Origin of the sequence: Bradyrhizobium sp. U531, assembly GCF_051710265.1 — a bacterium.
In the GTDB taxonomy this organism is placed as follows: domain Bacteria; phylum Pseudomonadota; class Alphaproteobacteria; order Rhizobiales; family Xanthobacteraceae; genus Bradyrhizobium.
In genome coordinates this window covers 250,454-277,382 of the sequence record NZ_JASVEN010000003.1, presented here as the reverse complement: position 1 = coordinate 277,382, position 26,929 = coordinate 250,454, and the positions used below count along the sequence as shown (strand labels likewise).

Annotated in this window: 31 protein-coding genes and 1 pseudogene; 12 read left to right on the top strand and 20 right to left on the bottom strand. The window is 64.7% G+C overall.

All coding sequences use genetic code 11. The features are described from left to right. Nucleotides 1–22 precede the first annotated feature (22 nt). Nucleotides 23–877 carry a DUF1499 domain-containing protein gene (locus QRQ56_RS17550; RefSeq protein WP_438741802.1) on the top strand — a complete coding sequence of 285 codons (855 nt, stop codon included), beginning with the start codon at nucleotides 23–25 and terminating at the stop codon, nucleotides 875–877. A gap of 118 nt (nucleotides 878–995) precedes the next feature. On the opposite strand, the gene QRQ56_RS17545 is transcribed toward QRQ56_RS17550, so the two are convergent. The 4 genes from QRQ56_RS17545 to QRQ56_RS17530 form a co-directional block, all read right to left on the bottom strand. Next, a complete protein-coding gene (locus QRQ56_RS17545; RefSeq protein ID WP_438741801.1) occupies nucleotides 996–1,919 on the bottom strand; it encodes an MBL fold metallo-hydrolase in 924 nt (307 codons plus the stop codon). 170 nt (nucleotides 1,920–2,089) lie between these two features. Continuing rightward, entirely contained in the window at nucleotides 2,090–3,304 is a 1,215-nt protein-coding gene (locus QRQ56_RS17540; protein ID WP_438741800.1) for an acyl-CoA dehydrogenase, read from the bottom strand. 179 nt (nucleotides 3,305–3,483) lie between these two features. Beyond that, on the bottom strand, nucleotides 3,484–4,560 hold the full coding sequence (gene ribB / locus QRQ56_RS17535) for a 3,4-dihydroxy-2-butanone-4-phosphate synthase (protein WP_438741799.1): 1,077 nt from the start codon (nucleotides 4,558–4,560) through the stop codon (nucleotides 3,484–3,486). Between the two features lie 174 nt (nucleotides 4,561–4,734). Beyond that, nucleotides 4,735–6,465, bottom strand: coding sequence for a cation:proton antiporter domain-containing protein (locus QRQ56_RS17530; RefSeq protein WP_438741798.1), 1,731 nt, complete (start codon nucleotides 6,463–6,465; stop codon nucleotides 4,735–4,737). Nucleotides 6,466–6,532: 67 nt separating this feature from the next. Between QRQ56_RS17530 and QRQ56_RS17525 the strand changes: the two genes are divergently transcribed. Together QRQ56_RS17525 and QRQ56_RS17520 are read left to right on the top strand one after the other, a co-directional pair. Beyond that, on the top strand, nucleotides 6,533–7,060 hold the full coding sequence (locus QRQ56_RS17525; protein ID WP_438741797.1) for a DUF3124 domain-containing protein: 528 nt from the start codon (nucleotides 6,533–6,535) through the stop codon (nucleotides 7,058–7,060). Between the two features lie 88 nt (nucleotides 7,061–7,148). Further along, nucleotides 7,149–8,381 (top strand): PLP-dependent aminotransferase family protein, encoded by a 1,233-nt coding sequence (locus QRQ56_RS17520; RefSeq protein WP_438741796.1) that lies wholly within the window; start codon nucleotides 7,149–7,151, stop codon nucleotides 8,379–8,381. 10 nt (nucleotides 8,382–8,391) lie between these two features. Here the strand turns inward: QRQ56_RS17520 and hpaD are convergent, their stop codons facing one another. Together hpaD and QRQ56_RS17510 are read right to left on the bottom strand one after the other, a co-directional pair. After that, nucleotides 8,392–9,246: a 3,4-dihydroxyphenylacetate 2,3-dioxygenase gene (hpaD, locus tag QRQ56_RS17515; RefSeq protein WP_438741795.1), complete on the bottom strand. Its 855-nt coding sequence runs from the start codon at nucleotides 9,244–9,246 to the stop codon at nucleotides 8,392–8,394. Between the two features lie 18 nt (nucleotides 9,247–9,264). Beyond that, nucleotides 9,265–9,537 (bottom strand): helix-turn-helix domain-containing protein, encoded by a 273-nt coding sequence (locus QRQ56_RS17510; RefSeq protein WP_438741793.1) that lies wholly within the window; start codon nucleotides 9,535–9,537, stop codon nucleotides 9,265–9,267. A 157-nt stretch (nucleotides 9,538–9,694) separates the two neighbouring features. Here QRQ56_RS17510 and QRQ56_RS17505 point away from each other — a divergent pair, with 157 nt between their 5' ends. Both QRQ56_RS17505 and QRQ56_RS17500 read left to right on the top strand, forming a co-directional pair. Continuing rightward, nucleotides 9,695–10,147: a hypothetical protein gene (locus QRQ56_RS17505; protein WP_438741792.1), complete on the top strand. Its 453-nt coding sequence runs from the start codon at nucleotides 9,695–9,697 to the stop codon at nucleotides 10,145–10,147. A gap of 95 nt (nucleotides 10,148–10,242) precedes the next feature. Beyond that, nucleotides 10,243–10,473, top strand: coding sequence for a hypothetical protein (locus QRQ56_RS17500; RefSeq protein WP_438741791.1), 231 nt, complete (start codon nucleotides 10,243–10,245; stop codon nucleotides 10,471–10,473). 225 nt (nucleotides 10,474–10,698) lie between these two features. Here the strand turns inward: QRQ56_RS17500 and QRQ56_RS17495 are convergent, their stop codons facing one another. The 5 genes from QRQ56_RS17495 to QRQ56_RS17475 form a co-directional block, all read right to left on the bottom strand. Further along, nucleotides 10,699–11,517 (bottom strand): aldo/keto reductase, encoded by an 819-nt coding sequence (locus QRQ56_RS17495; protein ID WP_438741790.1) that lies wholly within the window; start codon nucleotides 11,515–11,517, stop codon nucleotides 10,699–10,701. Nucleotides 11,518–11,765: 248 nt separating this feature from the next. Then, the gene (locus tag QRQ56_RS17490) at nucleotides 11,766–13,340 is read right to left on the bottom strand and encodes an alkaline phosphatase D family protein (RefSeq protein WP_438741788.1); all 1,575 of its coding nucleotides are present in this window, start codon (nucleotides 13,338–13,340) and stop codon (nucleotides 11,766–11,768) included. Between the two features lie 336 nt (nucleotides 13,341–13,676). Then, nucleotides 13,677–14,096, bottom strand: a complete 420-nt coding sequence (locus QRQ56_RS17485; RefSeq protein WP_438741787.1) for a hypothetical protein — start codon at nucleotides 14,094–14,096, stop codon at nucleotides 13,677–13,679. Between the two features lie 110 nt (nucleotides 14,097–14,206). Further along, nucleotides 14,207–15,208, bottom strand: coding sequence for an NAD(P)H-dependent flavin oxidoreductase (locus QRQ56_RS17480; protein WP_438741785.1), 1,002 nt, complete (start codon nucleotides 15,206–15,208; stop codon nucleotides 14,207–14,209). A gap of 65 nt (nucleotides 15,209–15,273) precedes the next feature. Beyond that, nucleotides 15,274–16,011 (bottom strand): SDR family oxidoreductase, encoded by a 738-nt coding sequence (locus tag QRQ56_RS17475; protein ID WP_438741784.1) that lies wholly within the window; start codon nucleotides 16,009–16,011, stop codon nucleotides 15,274–15,276. A gap of 160 nt (nucleotides 16,012–16,171) precedes the next feature. Between QRQ56_RS17475 and QRQ56_RS17470 the strand changes: the two genes are divergently transcribed. Continuing rightward, nucleotides 16,172–16,636, top strand: coding sequence for a winged helix-turn-helix transcriptional regulator (locus tag QRQ56_RS17470; RefSeq protein WP_438741783.1), 465 nt, complete (start codon nucleotides 16,172–16,174; stop codon nucleotides 16,634–16,636). A 113-nt stretch (nucleotides 16,637–16,749) separates the two neighbouring features. Here QRQ56_RS17470 and QRQ56_RS17465 read toward each other — a convergent pair whose 3' ends face one another. From QRQ56_RS17465 to QRQ56_RS17455, 3 genes are all read right to left on the bottom strand, one after another. Next, on the bottom strand, nucleotides 16,750–18,363 hold the full coding sequence (locus tag QRQ56_RS17465) for a DHA2 family efflux MFS transporter permease subunit (RefSeq protein ID WP_438741782.1): 1,614 nt from the start codon (nucleotides 18,361–18,363) through the stop codon (nucleotides 16,750–16,752). Beyond that, a complete protein-coding gene (locus QRQ56_RS17460; protein WP_438741780.1) occupies nucleotides 18,360–19,520 on the bottom strand; it encodes an HlyD family secretion protein in 1,161 nt (386 codons plus the stop codon). The genes QRQ56_RS17465 and QRQ56_RS17460 overlap by 4 nt, the downstream gene beginning before the upstream one ends. 383 nt (nucleotides 19,521–19,903) lie before the next feature. Beyond that, nucleotides 19,904–20,278, bottom strand: coding sequence for a PRC-barrel domain-containing protein (locus QRQ56_RS17455; protein ID WP_438741779.1), 375 nt, complete (start codon nucleotides 20,276–20,278; stop codon nucleotides 19,904–19,906). A 160-nt stretch (nucleotides 20,279–20,438) separates the two neighbouring features. Between QRQ56_RS17455 and QRQ56_RS17450 the strand changes: the two genes are divergently transcribed. From QRQ56_RS17450 to QRQ56_RS17435, 4 genes and pseudogenes are all read left to right on the top strand, one after another. After that, nucleotides 20,439–22,235 (top strand): thiamine pyrophosphate-requiring protein, encoded by a 1,797-nt coding sequence (locus tag QRQ56_RS17450; protein ID WP_438741778.1) that lies wholly within the window; start codon nucleotides 20,439–20,441, stop codon nucleotides 22,233–22,235. Nucleotides 22,236–22,237: 2 nt separating this feature from the next. After that, nucleotides 22,238–22,465, top strand: coding sequence for a hypothetical protein (locus tag QRQ56_RS17445; RefSeq protein ID WP_438741777.1), 228 nt, complete (start codon nucleotides 22,238–22,240; stop codon nucleotides 22,463–22,465). A gap of 85 nt (nucleotides 22,466–22,550) precedes the next feature. Further along, nucleotides 22,551–23,102: a DUF4142 domain-containing protein gene (locus QRQ56_RS17440; protein ID WP_438741776.1), complete on the top strand. Its 552-nt coding sequence runs from the start codon at nucleotides 22,551–22,553 to the stop codon at nucleotides 23,100–23,102. A gap of 225 nt (nucleotides 23,103–23,327) precedes the next feature. Next, nucleotides 23,328–24,217, top strand: a pseudogene (locus tag QRQ56_RS17435) (SDR family oxidoreductase). Nucleotides 24,218–24,294: 77 nt separating this feature from the next. Here the strand turns inward: QRQ56_RS17435 and QRQ56_RS17430 are convergent. Then, nucleotides 24,295–24,489 carry a hypothetical protein gene (locus QRQ56_RS17430; RefSeq protein ID WP_438741775.1) on the bottom strand — a complete coding sequence of 65 codons (195 nt, stop codon included), beginning with the start codon at nucleotides 24,487–24,489 and terminating at the stop codon, nucleotides 24,295–24,297. Next, nucleotides 24,473–24,631, bottom strand: a complete 159-nt coding sequence (locus QRQ56_RS17425; protein WP_438741774.1) for a hypothetical protein — start codon at nucleotides 24,629–24,631, stop codon at nucleotides 24,473–24,475. Before QRQ56_RS17425 ends, QRQ56_RS17430 begins: the two co-directional genes overlap by 17 nt. A 171-nt stretch (nucleotides 24,632–24,802) precedes the next feature. Between QRQ56_RS17425 and QRQ56_RS17420 the strand changes: the two genes are divergently transcribed. Further along, the gene (locus QRQ56_RS17420; RefSeq protein ID WP_438741772.1) at nucleotides 24,803–25,051 is read left to right on the top strand and encodes a hypothetical protein; all 249 of its coding nucleotides are present in this window, start codon (nucleotides 24,803–24,805) and stop codon (nucleotides 25,049–25,051) included. Between the two features lie 138 nt (nucleotides 25,052–25,189). Here QRQ56_RS17420 and QRQ56_RS17415 read toward each other — a convergent pair whose 3' ends face one another. The 3 genes from QRQ56_RS17415 to QRQ56_RS17405 all read right to left on the bottom strand — a co-directional run bounded on the left by QRQ56_RS17415 (nucleotide 25,190) and on the right by QRQ56_RS17405 (nucleotide 25,924). Then, a complete protein-coding gene (locus tag QRQ56_RS17415) occupies nucleotides 25,190–25,396 on the bottom strand; it encodes a hypothetical protein (RefSeq protein ID WP_438741771.1) in 207 nt (68 codons plus the stop codon). A gap of 69 nt (nucleotides 25,397–25,465) precedes the next feature. Next, nucleotides 25,466–25,597: a hypothetical protein gene (locus tag QRQ56_RS17410; protein ID WP_438741770.1), complete on the bottom strand. Its 132-nt coding sequence runs from the start codon at nucleotides 25,595–25,597 to the stop codon at nucleotides 25,466–25,468. A 132-nt stretch (nucleotides 25,598–25,729) separates the two neighbouring features. Further along, on the bottom strand, nucleotides 25,730–25,924 hold the full coding sequence (locus QRQ56_RS17405) for a hypothetical protein (protein WP_438742334.1): 195 nt from the start codon (nucleotides 25,922–25,924) through the stop codon (nucleotides 25,730–25,732). A gap of 95 nt (nucleotides 25,925–26,019) precedes the next feature. Here QRQ56_RS17405 and QRQ56_RS17400 point away from each other — a divergent pair, with 95 nt between their 5' ends. Beyond that, nucleotides 26,020–26,529 carry a DUF4142 domain-containing protein gene (locus QRQ56_RS17400; protein WP_438741769.1) on the top strand — a complete coding sequence of 170 codons (510 nt, stop codon included), beginning with the start codon at nucleotides 26,020–26,022 and terminating at the stop codon, nucleotides 26,527–26,529. A 6-nt stretch (nucleotides 26,530–26,535) separates the two neighbouring features. Here the strand turns inward: QRQ56_RS17400 and QRQ56_RS17395 are convergent, their stop codons facing one another. Continuing rightward, complete coding sequence (locus QRQ56_RS17395) at nucleotides 26,536–26,829, bottom strand: hypothetical protein (protein WP_438741768.1); 294 nt, start codon at nucleotides 26,827–26,829, stop codon at nucleotides 26,536–26,538. Nucleotides 26,830–26,929: the final 100 nt, after the last annotated feature.

Below are 26,929 nucleotides of genomic sequence, written 5' to 3'. Positions count from 1 at the left end.
CAACCCCGGCAGAGCTCACCCGATGGCCCGCAGGTTTTCCGCTCCCTATCAGTCGGAGCCCGTGTCCAGCCTCGCGAGTTGGGCACGCAATCTGGCCGTGTTCGCCGTGGTCGCGGTGCTGGTCTCCATCATCATCGTCCGCTTCGACTTCCTGGAGCCGAAGCCGGCGCTGACTACCTTCTTCGGCGGACTCGCGATCGCTGCCCTCTCGATCCTGTTCGGCCTCGCCGGCTTTGCCGCGATCTGGCAGAACGGCTCGCGCGGCATGGCGCGCATCCTGCTCGCCTTCCTGATCGACGGGGCGATCCTCGCCTATCCCGCCTATCTGGCCTTGCAATATCGCAAGCTGCCGGCGATCCACGACATCACCACCGACCCGATCGATCCGCCGCGTTTCGAGGCGCTGGCGCGCCTGCGCACCGGCGAGGGCGCCAACACCGCGGTCTATGCCGGCCTCTATTCGGCCGAGCAGCAGCGCCATTTCTATCCTGATATCGAGCCCGTCGAGCTCGAGATATCCGTCGACCGCGCCTATGCGATCGCGCTGCAGCTCGTCAACAAGCGCAAATGGATCGTCATCGACGAGCGCGCGCCGCAGCCGCCGCGCCGCATCGGCCGCATCGAGGCCGTTGCGCGCACGCCGATCATGGGCTTTCGCGAGGACATCTCGATGAGGTTCGTGGCGGACGGCGAGGACTCCCGCGTCGATATCCGCTCGGCCTCGCGAAATTTCGACAGCGATCTCGGCAGCAACGCCGCACGCGTCAAGAAATTCATCGACGATCTCAACACCGCCGCCGACGCCGACGCGCTCAAGCCGGTGAAGAAGACGCCGGTGACACCGCCGAAGGCGCCGGCAAAGACGGTGAAGAAGTAGCTGGTTGTCATTCCGGGGCGGTCCGCAGGACCGAGCCCGGAATCCATCGGGCGGCAGAGTTTGTCGATGAATGGATTCCGGGCTCTCGCTTCGCGAGCCCCGGAATGACGACGGAGAGCTAAGCGCCCGCCATCCGGTACGTTCCGCCGATCACGGGATCGCCATCCGTCGTCACCACGCCGCGGGCGACCAGGTCTTCCAGATGCGCCAGCACGGAATAGCCGGCGGCCGTCGTCAGCCTCGGATCGATGCCGATATAAATCGCGCGCACCATGGTCGGGATGTCGGTCTCGCCCTTGGCGAGGCGGTGAAGGATCGAGGCTTCGCGCGCCTTGCGATGGCGGATCAGGAAGCGCACGAAACGCTGGCCTTCCGGGATCTCCGGGCCGTGGCCGGAGAAATAGAGATCCTCCTCGCGGGCGGCGAGGCGGTCGAGCGAGTCCATGTAGTCGATCATCGAGCCGTCGGGCGGCGCCACGATCGAGGTCGACCAGCCCATCACGTGATCGCCGACGAAGTTGATCTTTCGCTCCGGCCAGGCAAAGGCGAGATGATTGGCGGTGTGGCCGGGCGTCGCCACCGCCTCGAGCCGCCAGCCGTCGCCTTCAACGACGTCGCCGTGGGCGATGGTGATGTCGGGCACGAAATCGCGGTCGGAGCCGGATTCCGGATTGTGCTTCTCGCTCTCGAAGCGCGGACGCGAGGCCCTGTGCGGACCTTCGGCGTAGACCGGCGCGCCGGTCGCTTGCTTGATCCGCGGCGTGTTCGGCGAGTGGTCGCGATGGGTGTGGGTGACGAAGATGTGGCTCACCGTCTCGCCGCGCACGGCATCGAGCAGCGCAGCCGCATGCGCCTCATCATCCGGACCGGGATCGATGATCGCGACATTGCCCTTGCCGACGATGTAGCTGACCGTGCCGGTGAAAGTGAACGGGCTCGGATTGTTGCAGAGCACGCGGCGCACGCCGGGGCGGACTTCCTCGACGATGCCGGCTTTAAGCGGAAAGTTGCGGTTGAACGGGACGTCGTCGTTGTCGGACATGGAACTTCCTGTACGTGCCGCCACACTTTCCGCCGTCATACCCCGCGAAGGCGGGGTATCCAGTACGCCGTAGCGTCAGTGGCGAAGGCGAGGTCTCTGGAATACTGGATCGTCCGCCTACGCGGACGATGACAGCGGAGTAACCCAACCACGTCCGGCTCCCGAGGCGTCTAGAAAAACGCCTGAATGCCCGTGATCGCGCGGCCGAGGATCAGGGCATGAACGTCGTGCGTACCCTCGTAGGTGTTGACCGTCTCGAGGTTATGGACGTGGCGCATCACGTGATACTCGGCCGAGATGCCGTTGCCGCCGTGCATGTCGCGGGCGACGCGGGCGATGTCGAGCGCCTTGCCGCAATTGTTGCGCTTCATGATCGAGATCATCTCGGGCGCGAACTTGCCCTCGTCCATCAGGCGGCCGACGCGAAGCGAGCCCTGCAGGCCGAGCGCGATCTCGGTCTCCATGTCGGCGAGCTTCTTCTGCACCAGCTGGGTCGCGGCGAGCGGCTTGCCGAACTGCTTGCGGTCGAGCGTGTATTGGCGAGCGCGGTGCATGCAGTCCTCGGCGGCGCCGAGCGCGCCCCAGGAGATGCCGTAGCGGGCGCGGTTGAGGCAGCCGAACGGGCCCTTGAGGCCGGAGACGTTCGGCAGCAGCGCGTCTTCGGGAACGACGACGCCGTCCATCACGACTTCGCCGGTGATGGAGGCACGCAGCGAGAGCTTGCCGCCGATCTTCGGGGCGGACAGGCCCTTCATGCCCTTGTCCAGCACGAAGCCGCGGATCTGGTTGTCATGCGCGGCCGACTTGGCCCAGACCACGAACACGTCGGCGATCGGCGCGTTCGAGATCCACATCTTGCTGCCGGTCAGGCGATAGCCGTCCGACACCTTCTCGGCGCGGGTCTTCATGCCGGCCGGATCGGAACCGGCATCGGGCTCGGTCAGGCCGAAGCAGCCGACCCACTCGCCGCTGGCGAGCTTGGGCAGGTACTTCTTGCGCTGATTCTCGTCGCCATAGGCGTAGATCGGGTACATCACCAGCGAGGACTGCACCGAGTTCATCGAGCGATAGCCGGAATCGACCCGCTCGATCTCGCGCGCGACGAGGCCGTAAGCCACGTAGCTCGCATTGGCGCAGCCATATTCCTCGGGCAGCGTGATGCCGATCAGGCCGAGCTCACCCATCTCGTTGAAGATCTCGCGGTCGGTCTTCTCTTCGAGATAGGCCTTGGTGACGCGCGGCAGCAGCTTGTCCTGGGCATAGGCACGGGCGGTGTCGCGCACCATGCGCTCGTCTTCGGTGAGCTGCTCGTCGAGCAGGAACGGATCGTCCCACTGGAAGGAAGCCGCAGCCGGCTTGTCCTTGGTCTGAGGGCGCACGCTCATGAAACGTCCTTTCGGTCTGGTTCCGTCAAAATTTGCCGGACAAAGTAAAGCGCCACGGCAACAAGTGCAATTGCATCCTGATTTCGTCATTCCGGAGCGCGAACCCGGAATCTCTTTCTCTGTCACTTCGAGATTCCGGGTCTGGCGCTTGTCGCGCCATCCCGGAATGACGCTTCGCGTCAGCTTTCGAGCTGCTCGTTGGCGACGATCTCGATGCCGAAGCCCGACAGGCCCTTGTAGTCGTGTACCGAGGAGGTGAGATGGCGGATCGAGGTGACGCCGAGATCGCGCAAGATCTGCGCGCCGACACCGACCTCGCGCCACTGGCGGTTGCGATCGGCCTCGGTTGCCGACTCGTCGGGCAGCGCCGCCACGGGGACACCCGCCGCGCCGTCGCGCAAGTACACCAGCACGCCACGGCCGGACTTCCTGAAATGCTCGAGCACGGCCGCCATGCGCTTGTGGCCGGTGAAGATGTCCTTGACGATGTTCGGCTTGTGGAAGCGCGTCAGCACGTTCCTGCCGTCGCCGACGCCATTATAGACGAAGGCGACATGGGCGATGGAATCGAACGGCGAGCGGTAGGCATAGCCCTGCAGCGGCCCGATCGGGCTTTCGGTGACGAACGTGGAGACCCGCTCGATCAGCTTCTCGCGTGCCTGGCGGTAGGCGATCATGTCCGCGATGGTGACGTGCTTCAGCTTGTGCCTGGCCGCGAATTGCGCGACCTGCTCGCCCTTCATCACGCTGCCGTCGTCGTTCATCAACTCGCTGATGACGCCAACCGGCGGCAGGCCGGAGAGCTTGCAGAGATCGACCGCGGCTTCGGTATGGCCGGAGCGCAGGAGCACGCCGCCGTCCTTGGCGATCAGCGGGAAGATGTGGCCCGGACGGGCGAAATCGTTGGCGCCGACATTCGGATTGGCGAGCGCGCGGCAGCAGGAGGCGCGCTCATCCGCCGAGATGCCGGTACCGCCGTCGGGCTTGTAGTCGATCGAGACCGTGAACGCGGTGGTGTGCGCGGAATCGTTGTGGGCCACCATCGGATCGAGCCGCAGGCGGCGCGCATCCTCGCTGGTCACGGGCGCGCAGACGATGCCCGAGGTATGGCGGATGATGAAGGCCATCTTCTCGGCGGTGCAGAGCGAGGCGGCGACGATTAGATCGCCCTCGCCCTCGCGGTCGTCGTCGTCGGTGACGACCACGAGTTCACCCCGGGCAAAGGCCTGCAAGACTTCCTGGACGCTATCGGGCATGTCCCAATCTCTATCGGTTATGGGCGGGAGGCTTAGCCGGACTTGGGCCGGGGCGCTAGGGGCCTGGACGCAACCGCATATGCCGCCGGCAGCCCCGCCCGGGCCGGACAGGCTTGCACCGAAGATACCAGCCCTATAGGCGCAGGTCGCCGCGGAGGAAGGCGGCCGGCCGCCTCAGGGCAGCACTTCGCGGCGCTCGCCGAGCCGCTGATCGAGCTCGGCGCGCTTGTCGGCGAGAAGGCCGGCCTGGGCGGCCTCGATCACCGTGAACAGCTCATGGGCATCGCTGAGCCGGGTCACGGTGACATAGCTGGCGCCGGCCTCGTAGAGCGCAGCGACGTCGGACAGCAGATCGGCCGTGGCGACGATCATGGCGGTCGGGTTCAGGGTGCGGACGTGGCGGACCAGCTTCTCGTTGCTGGCGCCCTTCAGCAGCGAATCCGGCACGCTGAGGATGATCATCTCGGACTTGCCGACGCCGGCATGGAGCAGCGTATCCGCGCTGCTGATGTCGCCGTAGATCACGTGCAGGCCGCGCGACAGCAACGTCTGGTACACATTGGGGTTGAAATCGATCACCGTGATCTGCTCGAGCAGCACCGGCGTCTGTCGCTCGATCTCCGCCAAAAGTGCGCTCGCCGCGCGGAAAAAGCCCAGGATGACGATGCGGCGGGCTTCGCCATGGCCGCCCTCGTGCCCGTCCTCGCCGTGACCGCTGCCATGGTCGAGGTCGCGCAGGCCGATCCGCTTCAGGGGGCCGATCGCCCAGCGGGTGATCTCGTCGCTGCGGCTCATCGCGAAGGTCGAGAGCACGGCGAGCACCACGAAGGCAAAGGAGGCGGCATTCGCCGTCTGCGCCGCGATATGATGATCGTTAACGCCGGTCTGGATCACCACCAGCGAAAATTCGGAGATCTGCGCGAGATTCAGCGCCGGCAACAGGCTGGCGCGCAGGCCCTGCTTCATCAGATAAAGCGGCGTGAAGGTGGTGACGATGCGGCTGACCACCGTGAAGGCGGCGATCATCAGCGCCAGCCCGATCACGGAGAGGCCGGGCACGGGAATGGTCATGCCGAGCGCGACGAAGAACAGCGTGATGAAGAAGTCGCGCAGCGTGGTGACCTTGGCGGTGACGTCGAGCGCATAGGGAAAGGTCGAGAGCGAGACGCCTGCGATCAGCGCGCCCATCTCGCGCGACAGCGAAAGCCGCTCGGCGGTCTCGGCGACCAGGAAGCACCAGGCCAGCGCCCCGAGCAGGATCAGCTCGGGCCGACGGGCGATCTGGTGGAACAGGCGCGGCAGCACGTAGCGGCTGACCAGCAGCGCGGCGGCGACCAGCACCGCGACGCGGCCGATAGAGAGCAGGATGACGCTGGCCTGCAGATTGGCGAGGCTCGGCTGCACCGCCAGGAACAGGATGGCGAAGATGTCCTGCAGCACCAGCACGCCAAGCGTGATGCGGCCCGGCAGCGTGTCGAGCTCACGCTTCTCGTAGAGCACCTTGACGATGATGACGGTGCTCGACAGCGCGCAGGCGACGCAAAGGTAGACCGCATCGAAATGCCCGCCGCCGAGCGACAGGCCGATGCCGACGAAGAACAGGACCCCGAGCAGGCAGCCGCCGAGCAGCTGGCCGCCCGCCGCGAACAGAATCACCTTTCCCGCCCGCACGATCTTCTTCAGATCGATCTCGAGGCCGATCATGAACAGCATGAAGATCAGGCCGAGCTCGGAGATGACGCCGATCGATTCCTGCGAATGGACCCAGCCGGCGCCGAATGGACCTATGCAAAAGCCGGCGATAAGATAGGCCAGGATCAGCGGTTGCCGGGAGAAATGGGCGAGCAGGCCCAGCATCCAGGCAAACAGAATACAGAGAGTGATGTCGCGAATGAGCTCGTGCATACCAAATTGGTCCGTTTTGCCGCACCCTAGAGCCGGGTTGCGGCGCGGCAAGCGAGCAATTCGTCACATGCAAAAAGGCCTGCTCGCAGCAATGCTGCTATGCCCTCTCGCCTTTGCCGTGCCCGCGGCCGCACAATCCAAGGTCAATATCGAACAGAACTTTGCCGATTCCCTCGCCACAATGCCGAAGGGGGAACTCGATGTCTCCGGCGGGTTCTATGTGCCCGCTTATTCCAGCGTCGCCATGAGCCAGGGCAAGCTGCGCGTCGACTTCTCGGTGACCTTGAGTGTTCACAACGCCTCCGAGACGCAAGCACTGGTGATCAAACGCATCGCCTATTTCGACACCGCAGGCAAGCAGGTCGAGAGCTACCTGACGGCGCCGGTAGCCCTGAAGCCGCTGGCCACCGTCTCGATCTTCATCCCGACCGACGACGTGCGCGGCGGGACCGGGGCCAATTTCCTGGTCGATTGGGCCGCGGCAGGCGAGATCGCCGAGCCCGTGGTCGAGGCCTTGATGGTTGGCGGCGTCGCCAATGCGCATTACGCTTTCATCAGCCAGGGACGTCCGACCCGGACGGCCACGAAGAAGTAAGGCCGTCCAGCCCGGACGGCCACCTAGAACCAAAGCGGCCGGTGCAACGCCGGATGGCTCAACAAGAACAGAAACGAGGAACGCTCCCATGACGTCCAGCTTCGATTTCGCGCCCCTGTTTCCGGCAGGGCTGCCGGCCCCCTCTGCGCGCTGGACGGGACTTGCCAAATACAGCTTCGTCGGCGGCAACAACGATTCCGAACAGGTGCCGCTCGACGAGCTGGTCGAGGCGACCAATGCTGTGCTGCGCAGCGAGGGCCGCTCGCTCGCGACTTACGGGCTGGCGCATGGGCCGCAGGGCTACCTTCCCTTGCGCGAATTCCTGGTGACGAAACTCAAGCGCGATGCCGGCATCACCTGTACCGTCGACGATCTCATGATCGTCTCGGGCTCGCTGCAGGCACTCGACCTCGTCAACGCGACGCTGCTGACGCGCGGCGACACCGTGATCTTCGAGCAGGACAGCTATCAGGGCTCGCTGACCCGCCTGGCGCGGCTCGGCGTCAACGTGGTCGGCGTCCCCCTCGACGAGGACGGCATGCGCATGGACGCGCTGGCCGCGACGCTGGCCGACCTGAAGAGCCGCGGCATCCGTCCGAAATACATCTACACCATCCCGACCGTGCAGAACCCGACCGGCAGCATCATGCCCGAGAGCCGCCGCGCCGAACTGGTGCGGCTCGCCACCGAATATGGCGTGCCCATCTTCGAGGACGATTGCTATGCCGACCTTGTCTGGTCGGGGCAGCGGCCGCCGGCGATCCATGCGATGGGCCCGAATGGTGGCGTGATCCATATCGGCTCGTTCTCCAAATCGATCGCGCCGGCGCTACGCGTCGGCTTCATCGTGGCGCCCTGGGCCGTGATGTCGCGGATGCTGGCGCTGAAGACGGATGCGGGCTCCGGTGCGCTGGAGCAGATGGTGCTCGCCGCCTATTGCAAGCCGCATTTCGCAAGCCATGTGCCGGCCCTGACCAAGGCGCTGCGCACCAAGCTGGACACGCTGATGGAGGCGCTGAACGAGCAGTTCGGCACGGCGGCCGAATTCGAGGAGCCGAAGGGCGGCATCTTCCTCTGGGTCAAGCTGCCCGACCAGGTCGACACGCTGAAACTGTATCAGGCCGCGCTCGCCGCCGGCGTCTCGATCAATCCGGGGCCGGAATGGTCGACCGACAAGAGCCATGCGGGCTCACGGCTGAGACTGTGCTTTGCAAGTCCGACGCATCAGCAAATCCGCGAGGGCGTCGCGGTGCTGGCCGAGGTCTGCCGCAAGGAGTTCGGCGTGCCCGCCCGCAGCGCCAATGTGGAGAAACGGGCCTGAGGCCACGGCCTCACGCCTCGACGTGAAACTCCACGTTGACCTGGCCGGAGCCGGACGACGGAAAATAGTCACAAAGCTGCTCGGCGGCGCCGCGATAGTCGGTCCAGCCGAGCGCAGCGAACAGCATGATGGTGTCGGCCATGCCGCCTTCGCCGTTGCACTTGGTGGCGTAGTCCGGAAGCATGTCGAGGAATTCGCGGTAGCGCCGGCTTTGCCACAGCTCGAGCACGCGCAGATCGACCTGACGGTTGAACTCGCTGGCGACGGAAGTCCACGCCTCGGGGCCGAGCTTCTTGTTCGGCCAGAGCCGGTGTGAGAGCGAACCGCTGGCGAGGATTGCAACCCGCTCACCGGATTCGTCGATCGCCCTTCGGGTCGCTTCACCGAGGATCCGGCTCTCCTCGAACGAGGTGAAGAGCGGCGAGGCCACCGAGACGACCTTCGCAAAGCCGTCCGGGTTCAAATAGTGCATCGGCACGACCGTGCCGTATTCGAGCCCGAGGCTGGCCACTTGATGAGCGATCACGTTGAGGCCCGCGTCACCGGCCCTGCCGGCGATGGCCTCGGCCAGGCGCGTGTCGCCGGGCAGGTCGTAGCGCAGGTCCTGGATCATATGCGGCGCCTCGTGGCTCGTGAACGAGCCGCGATGCCGCGCATTGGCATTGATGTGGTAGCCGAAATTGGAGAGCCAGTGGGTGTCGAACACCACGAAGCAGGTGACGCCGCGCTGCTTCGCCCGCAGGCCGAGCTCGCGCAAGGAGCTGACCGCCGGCGCGCGCGCATCGCGTAACGGGCTGCCGGGTTGCTCCGACAGCATCAACGATGGAACGTGGGTGACCTTGGCGGCGAGTACGAGCTGCCCCATGGCGGTCACCTCGAAACGTCAGGCCGCCTGGGGCTGGCTGCCGTGGATGGCGGAGGCCAGTCGCAGCAGGAGCACGATCGAGACGTTACCCTTGCCGGCTTCGATCTGGGCGATATAGCGCTCGGAAATCCCGGAACGGCGGGCCAGCTCACGGCGCGACAGGTCGCAGCGCATGCGCGAGGACCGCAGGCGATCACCCAGCTCGCTCAGAAACTCGGTCTCGGAGTACGGCGGCAGGGCGCAGCTCCCCGGCAGCACTTCGCCCGCAAAATCCATGACTTGATTCAGCATTGCTCTATCCAGGTTCGCCTTCGGGACCGCCATCCTACCCCGGACAAGACCGGGCTCATTGACGCGGATCAAATTCGCGAGCGATCGGGGGCCGCCATGGACGGACGCGGGCGGGATGCTACACTTTGGAATTCTTCGAGGCGGGGTTCTTCAGGACATGACGCGTTGTTTGGGCCGCTGGATCGCGGCTGCGATGCTGTGGGCGGCAACCGCTCCCACGGCCGGTGCCGAGACGTTGGCCACGACGGTCGAGCAATGGGGGCTGCTCGGCTCATGGGCGGTCGACTGCGCCGCCAAGCCCGACCGCGACAAGGGCGCGCTCCTGACCTACGAGATCCACCGGGACGGCCGGGTGATGTACCGGCGCAATTTCGGCGACGCCAAAGACGAGAACGAGGTGGTGTCGGCCACGGTCAACGCCGAGGGCCTGCTCAACGTCATGGTCTACTTCCCCTCGCTGCACCAGGCGCGCGAGTTCGGGCTGCTGCTGGCGAAGGACGGCAGGTTGCGCGCGATCTACAATCGCAGCGAACGCGGCGAGTACACGATCAGGGACGGCAAATTCGTCGCGACCGGCGCGCCGACGCCCGTACAACAGCGCTGCGATTAACCACCTGAACAGCCGTTCAGAATTCTCCTGCAATCCTTGCGGAACGTTCGCGTCAATGCGCGGTTTAACTGTGCATTCGATTGGAGGAGGACATCATGAAGAAGCTTGGTTTTGTGGTTGCGGCCCTGGGTGCGCTCGTGATCGCGGCGCCGACGCTGGCAAGCGCGGAGACTGTGGTGATCAAGCGCGGCGGCTATCATCATCATCATCACGGCCCGTACGGCGCCCGCGCCGAATTCCGCGGGCATCGTGATTACGGCTGGCATCGCGGCCATCATCGCGACAAGGTCGTCGTGATCAAGCGCAGCCATCGTCACTGGGACTAACTGAAAGCGTATATGGAAATGGCCCCTCGCGGGGCCATTTCTTTTGCGTTCTTTTTCCTTCTCCCCTTGTGGGAGAAGGTGGCGCGAAGCGCCGGATGAGGGGCATCTCTCCACAAACTCGCCAGAGTGATACGCGGAGATATACCCCTCACCCGTCTCGCCGCTTCGCGGCGAGCCACCCTCTCCCACAAGGGGAGAGGGTAAAACAGCGGTTGCCTCGGCCTACTAATCCCACGCCGGCGCGAAGCCCGGATTGACGCAGCGCTTGTCCTTCGGCAGCGCGGCGATTTTTGCGCGGTCGGCATCGTCGAGCGTGATCTTCAACGCGTCGAGATTGGCCTGCTGGCTCTCGCGGCGCGAGGCTTTCGGGATCGCCGCGACGCCGTCCTGGTCGAGCAGCCATTTCAGCGCGACTTGCGCGGCGGTCGCGCCGTGCTTGGAACCGATCTCGGCCAGTACCGGGTCCGAAGCGGCGCGCCCTTGGGCCAGCGGGCAATAAGCGACCAGCGGGATCGATTTGGCCGTGAGATAGGCCAGCACCTTCGATTGCTCGAGCATGGCGTGATATTCGATCTGGTTGCAGGCGATCGGCGCCTTGACCTCCTCGACCGCGATCTTGAGCAGCGCCGTGGTGAAATTGGCAACGCCGATGGCCCGCGTGCGGCCTTCCTCCTTCAGCTTCATCAAGGTCTCGAACACCGCGCCCCAGTTCGCCGATGCCGAGGGCCAGTGCACGAGATAGAGGTCGACATGGTCGAGCCTGAGCTTGTTCAAGCTGGCGTCGAAGGCGCGGCGGATCGCATCGGGAGCGAGATTCTCGTGCCAGACCTTGGTCGTGACGTGCAGCTCGTTCCGCGGCAGGCGGGACGCGGCGATGGCTGAGCCGATCGGCTCCTCATTGGCGTACATCTCGGCCGTGTCGATGTGGCGGTAGCCGATCGACAGCGCGCTCTCGACCGCGGCGCGGCAGGCATCGCCCTGCATGCGGAAGGTGCCGAGGCCGAGCTTGGGCAGGCTGATGCCCTGTGTCTTCAGATTGTCCATGAACAGGCTCCTGACAATTGCATCCCGTCGGTCGCGCGGTGGGGGCCGCGGGGAACAGACTCTTCGGTGATGGAAAAGAGGTGGCGGGGGCGAGCACTATAGCGCGGAAGGCGTGGGGCGGCCAATCAAGATCAGGTTAGACATTCCCTCGCCGTCATGCCCGGGCTTGTCCCGGGCACCCATGTTCTTCGTACCGGAAAGCAAGACGTGGATGGCCGGGTCAAGCCCGGCCATGACGACGGAGAGAGCTACGAATGCTGCGCCACCAACGCGGGCCGCGCCTGCGGCTGCGGCACGATGTCGACCGACCAGAGATCGCGATTGTCGACATCCTTTAACGTCACGGTCATCACGCCATCGCGGCCGTCGATGTCGACGCGGCCGAAGAACTGCAATCCGAAGCACGGTGCCAGATTCTCGCCTTGCGCCGCGCTGCAGCCGTTCTGGTACATCGCGGCCGGACCAAAGGTGTTGTCGAGCTGGCCCGGGCCCCAGGTGCCGGCATGCAGCGGGCCGGAGACGAACTCCCAGAACGGCTCGAAATCCTGGAATTGCGCCTTGTTCGGATCGTAGTAATGCGCGGCGGTGTAGTGCATGTCGGCGGTGAGCCAGACGACGTTGCGCACGCCGGTGCGCTTGATGGAGCTGAGCAGGTCGGCGATCTCGTGCTCGCGCCGGTCGGGCAGCCCGTCGCCGAGCGCGACGGCGTCCAGGCTGATCAGGCCGATCGGCAGGTCGGCCGCAATCACCTTCCAGGTCGCGCGCGAGGCGGCGAGCTCGCGCTTCAGCCAGGCGAGCTGCTCGGCGCCGAGGATCCAGCCACGATGATCGCCGCCCTTGTTCCAGCTGTCGTCGCGATAGCTGCGCATGTCGATCATGAAGACGTCCAGCAGCGGACCATAGGCGATCTTGCGATAAAGGCGGCCCTGCCGCGCGCCGATATCGCGGATCGGCATGAAGTCGAAGAAGGCGCGGCGGGCGCGCGCGACCAGGCGCGGGGTGCCGTCATCCTCGTGGCCGGCATCGTCGAAAGTGCCGGTCGGCGACCAGTCGTTGCTGACCTCGTGATCATCCCATTGCGCGAACATCGGCACCTCCGCGTGGAAGGCGCGAAAATGTTCGTCGAGATGGTTGTATTTGTAGTTGCCGCGGAACTGGGCCAACGTGTGCGCGACCTCGGCCTTCTCCTCGGTGACGAGGTTGCGCCAGGTCTCGCCGTTCGGCAGCGTCTGCTCGGCGGGAATCCTGCAGTCGGCGTAGATGTGATCGCCGGAATGGATGAAAAAGTCCGGGCGATTGTCGAGCATGGTGCGATAGCTGCGATAGCCGCCGCGCGCGACGTCGATGCCCCAGCCCTGCCCCGCGACATCGCCCGACCACACGAAGGAGATCGACCGGCCGGCGGCCGGCGCGGTGCGGAAATGTCCGATGCGGCTTTCTCCGGCGATGCCGGTTGCGACATCGTCGAAGCGGACGCGATAGAAGATGTCCTGCCCGGGCGGCAGGTCGTTCAGCAGCAGCTTTGCCGTGAAGTCGGCATCCGGCAGCGCGTCGCGCGAAGCCGACGCAATGATGGTCTTGAAGCTCTCGACGGTGGAGCACTCCACGTGCATCCGTGCGGCGCGGTCCGCACGCGCCCAGACCAATGCGGAGCCATCGCTGACGTCGCCGGACTGGATGCCGCCCGCGATCTGCGGACGATCCGCTGCGCGGCTGAGATAAGGTGTTGCGAGCGTACCGAGCGAGGCGACCGCAAGGCTTGAGGTCGAGCGGACCAGGAATTGCCGCCGGGTCCATGCGCGCGTGGCGCGGAGCGTTGCCATTCAGGAAACCTTCGTCGAATCGCGACGGAAGGTGCCTGCGCTCCTTGACTGCTAGCCTGACGGTTTCTTGACTCCAAGCCGACGGTTTTGCGACGCGGGGATGACGTGCTGAACGGGGAGCTGCAGCGGCGCTCTGCTCCCTCGCCCCGCTCGCGGGGAGAGGGTTGGGGTGAGGGGACTCTCCGCGGGGACGTTGAGAGTTGGCAGACACCGCTAGCAACTCCCCTGCGGAGACTCCCCCTCACCCGCCGCGCGCGAGACGATGCTTCGCATCGCTCGGAGCGCGTCGGCCTCTCCCGCAAGCGGGAGAGGCGAAGGAAGCCCGCAGCTCCGCGCCTAGTGCTTCCAGTTACAGATGCCGCCGGTGCGGCACGGCCAGGTCTGGATGCGGGTGTCCATCGCCTGCGCGTCGAGCGGGTTGCCGTGGCGATGCGCAAGCTTGGTGCGGGCGACGCCGCGCGGCTGCGCGCTCCGGGTCTGCGCGACCTTCGGCTCGGCCGGACGGACGCGTTCGGCGGCGACCTTCTTCGGCACGTCGATCGGCTCGGCGCGGGCCTGCGCCTCGTTGCCACCGCGCGCTTCCAGTGCGACGGGGGCGAACTGCGTCTCGGGCCCGAGACGTTTCGGCGAGAGCACCGCCTTGGAGAGATCAAGGCCGAGATATTCGTTTGGCTTGTAGTCGTCAGCGCGCGCAAAGCCGCTCCCCGCGAGCACGAGGGCAACGGCAACCGCAAAATGAACGCTCTTCAGGACCACGGGACGCCTCCTGAAATTGATTATTTAAGGGGGTAATTTATCCCTATTTAGGAGGCCTCGCGTGGAATTCCAGCGGTCAGTTCCCGCCGTGGTTAAGAAGTTTGGCGGTGTCAGGCGACCTTTCGCGTCGCCCCCGTCCCATCCAGGAACCCGATCAGGCGGCTGCGGATGATCTGCTCCGACTCGGCCATGATCCGATCGACGAGTTCCTTGCAGGTGGGGATGTCGTGGATCAGCCCGGCGACCATGCCGCAGCTCCAGGCGCCGGCGTCCATCTGGCCTTCCAGCATGATCTTGGGGTAGACGCCCGCCACCTGGTCGTGGATGTCGTCGATCTTCAGCTTGTCGCCCTTCTCGCGCTCGATCTCGATGAGGCGGTCGACATTGGCGTTTCTCAGCACGCGCTCGGTGTTGCGCAGGGAGCGCATGATCAGGCGGGTATCGAGTTCGGTGGCCGCGACCAGCGCGTTCTTCACGTTCTGATGCACCGGGGCTTCCTTGGTGGCGATGAAGCGCGTGCCCATGTTCATGCCAGCCGCGCCCAGCGACAGCGCCGCGACGAGGCTGCGGCCGTCGGCCATGCCGCCGGAGGCGACGAACGGGATCTTCAACTCCTCCGCCGCGCGCGGCAGCAGGATCATGTTGGGAATGTCGTCCTCGCCGGGATGACCGCCGCACTCGAAGCCGTCGACGCTGACGGCGTCGCAGCCGATGCGCTCGGCCTTCAGCGAGTGGCGGACCGAGGTACATTTGTGGATGACCTTGATGCCGGCAGCTTTCAGCGCGGGCATGTAGGCTTCCGGGCTGCGGCCCGCGGTCTCCACCGCCTTGATGCCGCCTTCGACGATGGCGGCTATGTATTCCGGATAGGGCGGCGCCGCGAAAGTCGGCAGGAAGGTGAGGTTCACACCGAACGGCTTGTCGGTCATGTCGCGGCAGCGCGCGATCTCCTTGGCCAGCAATTCCGGCGTCTTCTGCGTGAGGCCTGTGATGATGCCGAGCCCGCCGGCATTGGAGACGGCGGCGGCAAGCTCGGCAAAGCCGACGAAATGCATGCCGCCCTGGATGATGGGATGCTCGATGCCGAACAGTTCGGTGATCGCGGTCTTCACTTAAATACCTCCCCGGAATTTTGCTTGGTTATTGGGTTCAGTTTAACCGGACTTTTGCGCCGCGGTCACCATTTCTCTCCGAACGGGCGGATCTCCATCTCGAAGGTCCAGGCACTCTTCGGCTGCTGGTAGAGCTGCCAATAGGAATCCGCGACCGCCGAGGGCGGCATCAGCAGATCGGGATTGTCGAGCGCATTCGGCCCCAGCGCCTCGAGCCGGCGCTGCCGCACCCATTCGGTGTCGACGCCGGAATCGATGATGAGATGGCCGACATGGATGTTCTTCGGACCGAGCTCGCGCGCCATCGCCTGCGCCACCGCGCGCAGGCCGAACTTGGCGCTGGCGAAGGCGGCAAAGCCGCTGCCGCCGCGCAAGCTCGCCGTCGCGCCGGTGAAGAAGATGTTGCCGCCGCCGCGCGGCAGCATCAGCCGTGCCGCCTCGCGGCCGGCGAGGAAGCCGGAATAGCATGCCATCTCCCACACTTTGCGAAACACCCGCTCGGTGGTGTCGAGGATGGGGAAGTTGACGTTGGCGCCGACGTTGAAGATGCAGACCTCGAGCGGCGCATGCTTGTCGGCATCGTTGAGGAAGGAGATGACCTCCTCCTCCTTCCGCGCATCGAGCGAGCGGGCGTGGATCTCTCCGCCCGAGGCCTCGATGTCCTTGACCAGCGGCGCGAGCTTGTCGCCGTTGCGGCGGCCGGCGAAGACCGAAAACCCTTCGGCGGCGAATTTCTTGGCGATTTCGGAGCCGATGAAATCGCCGGCCCCGATCACGGCGGCTGTCGCGTTTCGTTTGGGCAAGGTCGCCTCCTCCGGTCAGAGCGATGTGATTGGAGAGAGGCTATAGTTCTAAAATAGAACTGTCAAACTTCCGGCCCGAATGCTAGCTTCCGCGACAAATTGCTTCGAACATTCAAGTCAGTTCCTTTTTCTGACTGACAAGGCGAGCCGGAGACCGCGCATGAAATGGGACACGCTGGATGAAGAGCAATGCTCGCTCTCCCGCACCATTGCCGTGGTCGGTGATCGCTGGACGCTGCTGATCCTGCGCGAATGTTTTCTGCGCGTGCGGCGCTTCGAGGGATTTCAGTCATCGCTCCAGATCACGCGGCACCTGCTCTCGGAGCGGCTGAAGAAGCTGGTGCGCTCGAGCATCCTGCGCCGTGTACCCTATTCAGAGGCGCCCAAACGCTACGAATACATCCTCACCCAGAAGGGGCTCGATCTCTACCCGATCATCATGGCGATGGTGCATTGGGGCGATACCCACATGGGCGACGAACGCGGACGCCCGCTGCTGCACGAGCACAAGAGCTGCGGCAAGATGTTCGATCCCGTGATGGTGTGCTCGGAATGCGGCGAGCCGCTGCTTGCCAAGCAGGTGCATGTGCATGCGGGCCCGGGACGGAAGGAAGCGGTGGGGTGAGGCCAGCTTCACGACACCGTCGTCATTGCGAGGAGCGAAGCGACGAAGCAATCCAGACTATCCCCGCGGATGCACTCTGGATTGCTTCGCTGCGCTCGCAATGACGGAAGAGTTCAATGCCCCCGCGCCGGTCCGCCCAGCTTGATCGGCCGCAGCACCGCCGCCGTCGGGATCATCAGCACGGCGATGATCGCAAGCGTCCAGAACACGTCGATATAGGCGAGCAGATCCACCTGCTGCTGCAGGGTGCGCCCGACCCAGGCGAGCGCCTGCGCTGCGGCATCGCTCGCATTCGAGCCCTGCGCCTGGAAGTAGCGCGTCATCGCCTCGATGGTCTGCTGATAGCCGAGGTCCGACGGCGCGGCATGCTCGATCAGCCGGCTTTGATGGAATTGCTGGCGCTGCGCCAGCACGGTCTGCGCCAGCGCGACGCCCATGGAGCCCCCGATGTTGCGGGCCACGTTGATCAGGGCTGAGGCCTGGTTGGTCTTGTCGGGCGGCACCCCGTCGTAAGATGCGGTCGTCACCGGCAGGAACAGGAACGGCAGACCGAGCGCGAGGAAGACGCGCGACAACGCCGCATAGCCATAGGTGATGTCGCCGGTGAGCCCGGTGAGATGCCACATCGAGAACGCGACGATGGCCGCACCGAACATGATCAGATATTTCGGCTGCACGGTGCCGACGAGGCGGCCGACCACGGGCATGAGCACGAGGGTCGCGATGCCGCCGGGCGACAGCGCAAGGCCCGCCAGCATCGCCGTGTAGTTCAGCTCGGTCTGAAGCAATTGCGGCAGGAGCTGCGTGGTCGAGATCAGCACCGCGCCGGTACCCAGCATGACCAGGAAGCAGGCGGCGAACTGGCGGCGGCCGAGCAGACGGAGGTCGACGATCGGGTCTTCGCGCGTCAGCTCCCACGGGATCAGCGCGAGCAGCGAGACCGCAGCCAGCACCGCGAAAAACACGATCATGTTCGAACCGAACCAATCGTTGCGCTGGCCTTCGTCGAGCACGAATTCGAGCGAAGCCAGACCGATCGCGACGAGCAGGAAGCCGATGTAGTCGACCCGCAGGCCCTTGCTCAGCAACTTCGCCCGCTCCTCCTCCGCGCCGGAGGGCTCCTTCACCAGGGTGCCGACCAGGAACAGCGAGAGCATGCCCATGGGAACGTTGATCAGGAACACCCAGTGCCAGCTATAGGTATCGGTGATCCAGCCGCCGAGCGTCGGCCCGACCACCGGCGCGACCACGACGGCGACGCCGTAGATCGCGAAGGCCTGGCCGCGCTTGTGCGGCGGGAAGGAGTCGGCGAGGATCGCCTGCTCGCTGGTCGCCATGCCGCCGCCGCCGAGACCTTGCAGGATACGGAACACCACCAGCGATTCCAGATTCCACGCGAAGCCGCACAGCAGCGAGGCGATCGAAAACGTTGCGACGCACATCATGTAGAAGCGCTTGCGGCCTATCACGGTCGACAGCCAGCCCGAGATCGACAGCACGATGGCGTTGGCGACGAGATAGCTGGTGATGACGTAGGTGCTCTCGTCGATGCCGACGGCAAGCCCGCCCGCGATGTGGCGCAGCGCGACATTGGCGATAGTGGTGTCGAGCACCTCCATGAAGGTCGCGATCGAAACCACGAAGGCGATCAGATAGGGATTGTGCCCGCCTGCCGCCGAGCGCTCCGGCGACCAGCCGGATGCGTCCCCTCGCGCGGCGTCGCTCATCTCACCTTGGTCCAGGGCACGACCGACATGCCGGGGCCGACGGGCAGATCAGCCGGCCAATTGTCGACCACGATCTTGACAGGCACGCGCTGCACCACCTTGACGTAATTGCCGGTGGCGTTTTCCGCCGGCAGCAGGCTGAACGCGGTGCCGGAGCCCGGCTGCACGGAATCGACATGGCCGGTGAGCTTGCGGCCGGGATAGGCGTCGATGCGGATCTCGACCTGCTGCCCCGGACGCATGTCGCGGAGCTGGGTCTCTTTGTAATTCGCGACCACCCAGACCTCGTCGGGCACGAACATCATCAGGCTCTGTCCCGCCGCGACGAAGGTGCCCTTGGCGCCCGAGAGCTTGACGACGCGGCCGGACTGCGCCGCGACGACGCCGGTATATTGCAGGTTCAGCTTCGCCTGATCGAGCTGCGCCTGCGACTGCGCAAGCTGCGCCCTGGCGCCTTCGAGCTGCGCCTGCAGCGTCTTGATGCCGATTTGAGCGGCCGAGACCGCGGTCTTGGCACGCTCGGTATTGGCCTGCTGCGCCTGAAGGTCGGACCGGGTCTGCTGCTGGCGCTGCACGGTGCCGGCGCCCTTCTCGACCAGCTCTTCCGCGCGCTTGAATTCTTCCTGCGAGAATTGGAGCTGGGCCTGTGCCTGTTCGAGCTGCGCTTCGGCCTGCTTGATCTGCTCCTGCTGCGAAACGATCTGTGCCTCGAAATTATCGATGTTCGCCTTCGACACCGCAACCTGCGCATTGGCCTGATCGACGGCGATGCGATAATCGCGCTCGTCGATCCTGGCGAGAAGGTCGCCGGCCTTGACGTGCTGATTGTCCGTGACGGGAATGTCGGTCACGTAACCGCCGACCTTCGAGGCCACCGAGAAGCTGCGCGCCGCGACGAAGGCATCATCGGTCGATTCAAAGTGCCGGGCCTCGAGCCAATAGAGCAGGCCACCGACGAGCGCGGCGATCAGCACGACGGCGCCGGCGCTGGCCAACAGCCAATGCTGACGCAGGCGGTCGCGCAGCGACGGTGTCTTCTCCCGCGTCTTCGCCTGATCCGGGCTGTCCGGCGCCGGACCTGGCGACGTCGTTGGAGCCTGCTTTGCCCGCTGCGGCTGCTCCGCGGACGGCCCACGCTCCCGTGTCTGAGCATCCACGGCCAACAACCTCTCTCGGAATTGATCTTGCGCCAGGCCGTTTGGCACCGGCTTTTCGCGCCGCGGGCCTAACCACGGCGCTGAAACATGGTTCCGCCGACCTGAAGCGCCGCCGGCATTCGTGATCTCGCTGCCGAAAAAAGAAGCGCGGCACCAGGGATGCCGCGCTCATTTTAGTATTCCGGAGGAGTGCACCTTCTTCAGTGCGTCTTCGTCCGATGCCATTTCTCGAGATCGGGCTTCAAATCGTCCGATCCCTGCTCCTTCTCCGGGTTACCCTTCCAGGGCTTGTCCGTCTGTTTGTGCGATCCCCAATCATTCTGATCCCGGGGATCGTCATTGGGCCCTTCCTTGCTCATCGAACTCCCTTTCCATGCAATGGTCTATGCGAAGGGAACGCCATAGTAGGAATTGATGCCGCGAACCGCGGCTTCATCGCCCCAGTTCCAGTCGCTGCGTTCGCTATATTTCGGCGCGGTCTGCAGATCGTTAGCGGTGATCGCGGTGATGTAGCCGCCGAGATCGGTGTCGTATTTCAGCGATTGCCATGGCAACGGGTAGTGATCGTTGCCAAGTCCGAGAATCCCGCCGAAGCCCAGCACGGCGTAGGACACCTTGCCGCTGATCTTGTCGATCATCACGCGTTCGATCGAACCGATCCGGTTGCGATCGGCGCCGTAGACCGATGTTCCCTCGACCTTGTCGCTGCCGATCAATCGCCCCATCTCGGCGCGATCCAGCTCGCCTTGATTCAACATTGCACTGCTCCACTCAGCCAATATCGGATTCAACCGGCGCGGCACGCGATCGTTCCGCCGCTGTTCCGCAAGCGGCCCGAAAACATCGCGAGGCCAGGAACATCGCGGGAAACGATGGGTTCTCAAGCTTCAGCCAGCCTGCAGAACCGAAGGCCGCCCGATGTCCCAGACTGTCTCCGACTTCATCGTCCAGCGTCTGCATCAATGGGGCGTGCGCCATATTTTCGGTTACCCTGGCGACGGCATCAACGGCGTGTTCGGCGCGATGAGCCGGGCTCAGGACAAGGAAGGCAAGATCAACTTCGTGCAGGCACGGCACGAGGAGATGGCGGCCTTCATGGCAACCGCCTATGCGAAATTCTCCGGCCAGCTCGGCGTCTGCATCGCGACCTCCGGCCCCGGCGCCTCGCATCTCATCACCGGGCTTTACGATGCGCTGCTCGATCATCAGCCGGTGCTGGCGATCGTCGGACAGCAGGCCCGCAATGCCCTCGGCGGGCACTATCAGCAGGAGCTCGACCTCCTCTCGATGTTCAAGGACGTCGCCGGAGCCTACGTGATGCAGGCCTCCTCGCCCGCCCAGGTACGGCACCTGATCGACCGCGCGGTCCGAATCGCGCTGGCGCGGCGGACCCCGACCGTCATCATCCTGCCCAATGACCTGCAGGAGTTGCCTTACGAAAGCCCGCCCCGCGCACACGGCACACTGCATTCCGGCATCGGCTACAGCGCCCCCAGCATCATGCCGCGCGAGGAAGATCTCGATCGCGCCGCAGAGGTGCTCAACGCCGGCAAGAAGGTCGCGATGCTGATCGGCGCCGGCGCACTTGGCGCCACCGACGAGGTGATCGCGGTCGCCGACCGTCTGTCGGCCGGCTGCGCCAAGGCGCTGCTCGGCAAGGCCGCGCTGCCCGACGATTTGCCCTGGGTCACCGGCTCGATCGGACTGCTCGGCACCGAGCCCAGCTACAACATGATGATGGAATGCGACACGCTGCTGATGGTCGGCTCGGCCTTTCCCTACGCCGAATTCCTGCCGAAGGAGGACGCCGCGCGCGGCGTGCAGATCGATATCGACGCCAGCATGATGTCGATCCGATTTCCCATGGAGGTCGGCCTCGTCGGCGATGCCGCCGAGACACTGCGCGCCCTGCTGCCGCGACTGGAGCCAAAGCGTGCCGGGGCCTGGCGCGGGGGTATCGAGGAGGACGTCGCAAAATGGTGGAAGACACTGGATGGCCGGGCACACCAGCTCGCCGCGCCGGTCAATCCGCAGCTCGTGGCCTGGGAATTGTCACCGCGCCTGCCCGACCGCGCCATCATCACCAGCGATTCCGGCTCCTGCGCCAACTGGTTCGCCCGCGATCTGAAGATGCGGCGCGGCATGATCGCCTCGCTCTCCGGCGGCCTCGCCTCGATGGGTGCCGCGGTGCCCTATGCACTCGCGGCGAAATACGCTCGTCCGGATCGACCGGTGATCGCCCTCGTCGGCGACGGCGCGATGCAGATGAACAACATGGCCGAGCTGATCACCGCAGCGAAATATTGGCGATCCTGGCGCGATCCGCGCTTCATCGTCTGCGTCTTCAACAACGAGGACCTCAACCAGGTGACATGGGAGCAGCGCATCATCAACGGCGATCCCAAATTCGAGGCCTCGCAGCGCATCCCCAATGTTTCCTATTCCCGCTTCGCCGAGTTGATCGGCCTGCGCGGTATCTTTGTCGACAGCCCAGAGCTGCTCGGCTCGGCATGGGAGCAGGCGCTCGCGAGCGAGATGCCCGTCGTGCTCGAAGTGAAGACCGACCCCGAAGTGCCGCCGCTGCCGCCGCACATCACGCTTCAACAGGCAAAGAACTTCTCCCTCGCGCTGATGAAGGGTGATCCAAACGAGACCAGCGTCATCAAGGGCGCCGCGCGGCAGGTGCTCGAAACCATCTTGCCCGGAAAGAACTGAACATGAGCGACTTCCGCGATATCCAACACGGCGTCAACGATCCCGTCGACGGCGTCGACGTGAAGCAGAAATTCAACGACAACAAGACGCCGCACGAACGCGCACAGCGCCATGCCGACGTGCGTGCCGACGCCACGGCGTCTTCCGCCGAGCCGTTCCTGCCCGAGCGGCTTCGGCGCAAGCCCACCGATCCCATCAATCCGCGCACCGGCCGAAACCCTGCGGATTAGCGCGTAGGAACCACGGCCCGTGCAGCGTGTTGATCGGCGCAACATCGCGCGGCACGGCGCCGCGCCCCCAATCGGAGGGATCAGCATGAAACGGACCGTCATTACCCTTGCCTGCGTACTTCTCGCAGGCCCTGCCCTCGCCCAGTCGCTGGGCGAGAAGACCGGCGTCAATTCCGCACTCGGCGTCGCACCGGCCACGGCCGACTTCGTCAAGGAAGTCGCCATCAGCGACATGTTCGAGATCGAATCGAGCAAGCTCGCCGCGCAGAAGGGCAACGCCCAGGAGAAGAGCTTCGCTCAGCAGATGATCACCGATCACACCAAGACCAGCTCCGAGCTCAAGGGCCTGGTCGGGGAGAAGAAGATCCAGGCCACGCTGCCGACGGCTCTCGACAGCTCGCACCAGAGCAAGCTCGACAAGCTCAAGAACGCAAACGGCAAGGACTTCAGCTCGGACTACAATTCCTATCAGGTCAGCGCCCATGAGGATGCCGTGTCGCTGTTCGAGCGTTACGCCAAAGGCGGCGACAATAGCGCGCTGAAGGATTGGGCCGGCAAGACCCTGCCCGCGCTCAAGCACCATCTCGACATGGCCAAGGAGCTCGGCAAGGCGCCGAGCGTAGGCCAGTCGAAGTAACGTACCCAGGTCACCGCACCAGGTCACGTATTGCTCAAGGACGCCGGCGCACCCGGCGTCCTTCGTTTAGCAACATCGATCCTCTCCGCGCATTGAGCCTCGAGCATCGCGGAGAACGTCATGTCGAACCCCAGCAAGACCTCACTGTCCCGCCGCCACGTCGTGCACGCCGCGAGCGCGACGCTCGCGGCTTCGCTGGCATCCACAGCGAAAGGAGATACATCCATGGCCGAGCAAAACTTGATCGACCCCGTTGGCCGCTATCCGAAGCCGCCATTCAAGAAGCAGTCGCAGCCATGGCCGGGTCTCGCCGGCCAGATGGAGCCGCGGCCCGACCATGGCGAGACCAGCTACAAGGGCTCCGGCCGGCTCGCCGGCCGCAAGGCGCTGATCACCGGCGGGGATTCCGGCATGGGCCGCGCCGCCGCGATCGCCTATGCGCACGAAGGCGCCGACGTCGCCATCAACTATCTGCCGGCGGAAGAGCCCGACGCGCAGGAGGTGATCGCGCTGATCAAGAAGGAAGGGCGCACCGGGCTTGCGATCCCCGGCGATCTCAAGGACGAAGCCTTCTGCAGCAAGCTGGTCGAGCAGGCGGTGCAAGGCCTCGGCGGGCTCGACATCATCGTCAACAACGCAGCCCGGCAGCAGACCCGCGCCTCCATCCTCGACGTGTCGTCGGAAGATTTCGACGCGACCATGAAGACCAACATCTACGCCCCGTTCGGATCATCAAGGCGGCGCTGCGGCATCTCAAGCCCGGCTCCTGCATCATCGGCACCACCTCCGAGCAGGCCTACGATCCCTCGCCCGATCTCTACGACTATGCGCAGACCAAGGCGGCGACGATGAATTATGTGAAGTCGCTCGCCAAGCAACTCGCCTCAAAGGGCATCCGCGTCAACGGCGTGGCGCCGGGACCGATCTGGACGCCGCTCCAGGTTTCCGGCGGCGCCACGATGGAGAAGTTGGAGAAGTTCGGCGGCATGACGCCACTCGGCCGTCCCGGCCAGCCGGTCGAGCTCGCCTCGATCTACGTGCAGCTTGCCGCCGCCGATGCCAGCTATGCGACAGGTCAGGTCTATGGCGCTGCGGGCGGATCCGGACAGCCCTGACCGAGCCGAGGCGGACACCGGCGCAGGGACAGCGGCGAAAGTTTCGCGTCACCTCTCACACCGAGCGCCGCGGCCAATCAGCGAGACGCCGCGGCATCTCCGCGTAGCATCAGAAATCCGTGCATCTCGGCAGCCGTCTGAAGCTGATCGATGCGCGCAAGAACGACCTCGCGCTGGCGACCATCCGGCAGGCTCTCCAGCTCGTGCTCGAGCCGCTGCTTCTGCGCCGTGAGACGTTGCTCGAATGTATGTGGCTCAGACCGTTTTCGCATCTTCCGTCCTCGGTGGCTGCAGCCCCGGGCTGTTGGCCCAGCGCTCGACTTGATCAATGAGCTTCTGGTGGCTCGGACGCACCGGTTTTGGGGCTTCCGGCTCCTCGGAAAGCTTACGAGGCAAGCTGACTTCGTCCGTCATGGCTTCTCTCCCTCTTCGAGACAATGCGCCGCCGCGGGAGTGGTTCAATATAACTTATTGATTTTATTGGATATTTCTACTAATTTGGAGATTCTCACACCTCTTGTGGAACTCCAGCCAAGTTGGTTCGTTGAGCAATCTACTCAATCTACTCATTTTGCGTGATCGACTATGAACGACCTTCGCGCCGAGCGGCTTCAGGTCATGCTCTCGCCGGAAGAGTTGGCTGCCGTTGACGATTTCCGGTTCAAACATCGCATGCCGACGCGTGCGGCAGCGGTCCGCGAGCTGCTCAAGCTCGGACTTGCCGCGGTCGGCGTCGATGCCGGACCCGGCGTGAAATCGAGCAACATCGGCGTGTTCGGCCGCGGACCCGAGGGACATACCCAGGGCGAGCCAGAGAGCGGCGCAGAGGACTGACCCCTTCAGCTCTCCTCAAGCAAACGACCCCGGCACGGGGGTGCCAGGGTCGCTCTTGGAGATTGCTTCCGGCGCACCGGGGGCATGACAGCCGAAAGCAATCATTCGACTCGTCGCACGAGGATTGGTTCCTCGAACCTAACCCGTCGCGTCGCTTGAACCGTCGGGCATCGCGCCGGAGCCCGGCGTCTTGCTGTTGTCGTTCAGCTTCGGATCGCGCGTCGCCTCACGCGACGGCGAGCTCTGCTGCGAATCCGTCTTGTGCACGGACTGAGCGCGCTGCTTGTCGCGCGGCTGATCCTCAGCCCGCTTGTCCTTGACGATACCGTGGTCGGAATGGGCCATGATGTGCTTCGCCTCTCCTGATGTGTCGAAGCGGTTACGCATCACGGCGGCGAATGTTCCGAAGCGGCGCTAGCTGCGCGCCGCGTGGAACGTGGCCGGTGTGTTCTCCAGATGCACCTGACGCACCGTCGTCACCGTCGCAAATGCGACCGAGACGCCAAAGGCGAGAACGAGTGAAAGCAAAGCCAGACGTGGAGCCATCGCAAAACCTCCTTCTGGAATCGAAAACTTCTGGAATCGAAAACCTGGGCGATTGACTGTCCCGATCATGCCGGATGGGTCGCTTGCATTCCGTGAGCGGTCTCACACGCGGATACACGAAGTGGAAAGCACTCACGCGTCCCGCGGCCGCGGGAAACGACCGGCAAGGGGCGGGATTTCGCCATCGAGCCAATCCTGTTCGTAGGCGAGCGCCGTCCATGCGTCCGCCATGCGCGAAAAGCGCTTGTGAGCGGGTTGTCCGTCGGCTCGCTCGGCGAGCTGAAGACAATTGTCGGCGTTGTCTCTGAAGATGTCAGACTGTTTCATGGATAAGACGTGGGGATGGAACTGTGGCATCGCAACCCGATTGCCGTATCGTAATGTTCCCCGGAACTCCGCAATACCCTCAGCGATTGTTAGCGATGCGAATTCTCGTCGCCATCATTCTGGCATTCATCAGCACCGCGGCGTTTGCCGACAGCGGTGAACAAAAGCCGGTCGGCCCCGCGCCAAGCGCAACTGACGTTATCAGCGGCCTCTATAATTTCAGCCGCTTCCAGCAGGGCCTGCTCGAGAGCACCGATTTGAGAGGTAATGCCGAGGTCAAGAACCTCGCTGCCCTGCGCGCGGAAGAGGCGGCCAAGCGCGACAAGGCCCTGCGGCAGATCCAGGAGGCGATCGGTGCAGAGCCCCGTGCCGGCAAGACGACGTCCGTCGGCGCGAGCCTGGGCGAGCCCGAAACGTCGGATGGGCCGACTTACGTCCGAAGCTTCTATGCCTCGCAGATTCCCGAATATGAATCGGCCATCGACCTGCTCGAACGCTATCTGAAGGCGCCCGACAACGCGGCGCTCGCGGCGTTCGCGCGCGAGCAGCTGCCGCTGCTGCGCGCGCAGGTCAGGGATGCCGAGCGCACCATGGCGGACAAGTAGCCGCCCCTATTTGTCATTGGGATGATGTTGCTGGCTCTCCGGCCGCACCGTGCGATTGCTCTCCGGCATCTTGTCCCGGCCCGCATCGCCATTGTCATCCTTGCCGCCCGACGACGAGGTGCCGCTTCCGCTCGGATTGGACCGGGCCGCCGTCCCCGTTGTGGACGTATCCGCCTTGGGGCTGGCGGAGCTGGCGGCGGGATCGCCGGTCACCGACCCACGCCCGCTGGGCGCGCCGTTTTGCGCCAGCGCCGTCCCTGCCAACAGCACGATGACCATCGCTGCAAGTCCTGCTTTCATGTCCGTTCTCCCTGGTTGCGGGCTAACCGCAAGGCTCGACGCTCCGTTCCTCGCCGAATGCCGCAGACGAGCCGACCGGCGGGCGAATTTGGCCCTCGAT